The 2,326-nt window shown below is 36.3% G+C and carries 2 protein-coding genes; one reads left to right on the forward strand and one right to left on the reverse strand.

Annotation, left to right across the window (positions count from 1 at the left end):
• Positions 1-16: 16 nt before the first annotated feature.
• Positions 17-1,576, forward strand: coding sequence for an Rne/Rng family ribonuclease (locus E1171_RS02635; RefSeq protein WP_155203804.1), 1,560 nt, complete (start codon positions 17-19; stop codon positions 1,574-1,576).
• A gap of 44 nt (positions 1,577-1,620) precedes the next feature.
• Here E1171_RS02635 and E1171_RS02640 read toward each other — a convergent pair whose 3' ends face one another.
• Positions 1,621-2,244: a porin family protein gene (locus tag E1171_RS02640; RefSeq protein WP_155203806.1), complete on the reverse strand. Its 624-nt coding sequence runs from the start codon at positions 2,242-2,244 to the stop codon at positions 1,621-1,623.
• Positions 2,245-2,326 lie beyond the last annotated feature (82 nt).

Raw genomic sequence — 2,326 nt, forward strand, 5'->3', positions numbered from 1 at the left:
TTTAAAAAATACAGAGTTGAGTAATGAGTTAGTAATCGATTCAACTCAAGAAGGATGTCGTATAGCCCTTTTAAAGGATAAAAATCTGGTAGAGTTCCATAGGGACGAACAAGAAAATCAGTTTAAAGTCGGCGATATTTACCTGGGCACTGTAAAAAAAGTGGTTCAGGGACTCAACGCCGCTTTTATTGATTTGGGATATGAAAAAGATGCCTTCCTGCATTATCTTGATTTAGGACCTCAGGTGAATTCATTAAATAAATTCACCAAGCAGATACAGTCCAAAAAAATTACTTCACATAAGTTAAGTAACTTTAAGGTAGAGCCTGATATTGATAAATTTGGAAAGATATCACAGGTACTCACCAAAGGAAAACAGATCCTTGTTCAAGTTGTAAAGGAACCTATTTCAACAAAAGGGCCTCGATTATCCTGCGAGTTATCTATCGCCGGGAGATTCATAGTATTGGTGCCTTTTTCAAATACGGTAAATATCTCTAAGAAAATTACCGATAATGAAGAAAGGAAGCGGTTAATCAGACTGATTTCTTCTATAAAACCCGATAATTTTGGCGTAATCATCCGTACAGTCGCGATGGGGAAAGATGTCGCAGATCTGGATAAGGATATGCGAGATTCGTTGAAAATTTGGGAAGAAGGAGTAAAAAGCTTAAAAACTGCCAAACCAAGAGAGAAGGTGATAGGAGAGATGAGCCGTGCCTCATCCATGTTGCGAGATATGTTAAACGAGTCATTTGACAGCATAGTTGTTGATGACACCTCGATGTACAACGAGATTAAGTCGTATATTCATCGAATTGCTCCAGATAAGGAAAAAATTGTTAAACTTTATAGTGGAAAAGCAAAGATCTTTGAAAACTATGGTATTGAAAAGCAAGTAAAGTCTTTATTTGGTCAATCAGTTAGCCTCAAAGGAGGAGGTTATTTGATTATTGAACACACGGAGGCGTTGCATGTTATTGATGTTAATAGCGGGAATAAGTCAAATGTGGAGACTGATCAGGAGACCACCGCACTCAATGTAAACATTCAGGCCGCCAAAGAAGTTGCCCGTCAGTTACGCCTTAGAGATATGGGTGGAATCATTGTTATTGATTTCATTGATATGAGAAGGGCAGAAAATAAGAAGCTTCTCTTTGAAACGATGAAAGAGGAGATGAAAACTGAACGGTCAAAATTTACGGTTCTTCCTTTAAGTAAGTTTGGATTGATGCAAATCACCAGGCAGCGGGTAAGACCGGAAATGAATATTGTTACCAGAGAAAAATGTCCTACCTGCGGGGGGACAGGTAAAATTTCAGCTTCCATATTAGTTTCTGATCAGATTGAACGAAATCTTGATTTTGTCATGAGGAAGCAGAATGAAAAAAATATTACCATTTCACTTCACCCATTTTTGTTTGCTTATTTTACAAAGGGGTTGATATCAATCCAGGTAAAATGGTTTTTTAAATACTATAACTGGATAAAATTGATACAGGATTCTTCGTTAGGTCTCACCTCCTTTAAATTTTACAATCGTAACGGAGAAGAAATTGAAGTAGAAAACATTTAAAAGGAAGAAGCCCCGCAATGCCGGGGCTTTTTTCATATTTGCATCTAGAAAAATATTCCGATATCAAGGCTGATTAGGTCGTTTTTTATGGATAAATTACCGTCTGTTATATTTTTTGTTGAAACGATATTTGTGAGCCCTCTTTTGTAACTAATTCCTGCAAATACTGTGTTGGTAGTTCCTATTTTTCTCTCGACACCTGCGGCCAGTAATAACGATGCGTCCATCCAATTATAACCTTTTGGGAACAATTCAGATTGTTCTTTCTCATGAATTAGAACTTCAGCTAGTCCTCCTAATTGAAAGTATAATTTTGTGTCTAAAGCAATTTCATTGGTGTTGAAACGGATACTTAAAGGAAGTTGAAGATATTGCAATCTTGAGTCCATTTCCCGAATGGGCCCTTCAGTATTATTTTCTAGATGTACTCGTTTTGGGGTATAGTAAATGCCTGAATTAAAAGCAGTATTTTCTGTGAGAAAAAAATTGACTGTTGGCCCAAAGGAGAAGCTTGCATGTATTTTATTGGCTTGGAATCCGGAATACTCTCCTGAGGTCTCAATTCGATTGGTTTGTAAACCGGTGGAAAGATAAAGTCCAAATTGGGTTTGAGCAAAGGAGGTTAGAGAAAAAAGTCCAAAGCAACCTAATAAAAAAAGTCTTTTCATGGATAATTTTTAGAAATAGTTGAAAAATCTGATTTTGTTTATGGTACATATAAGTATAAGCCTAAATTAATAAAAATTTGTA

This window comes from Xanthovirga aplysinae, assembly GCF_009711365.1.
Taxonomy (GTDB): domain Bacteria; phylum Bacteroidota; class Bacteroidia; order Cytophagales; family Cyclobacteriaceae; genus Xanthovirga; species Xanthovirga aplysinae.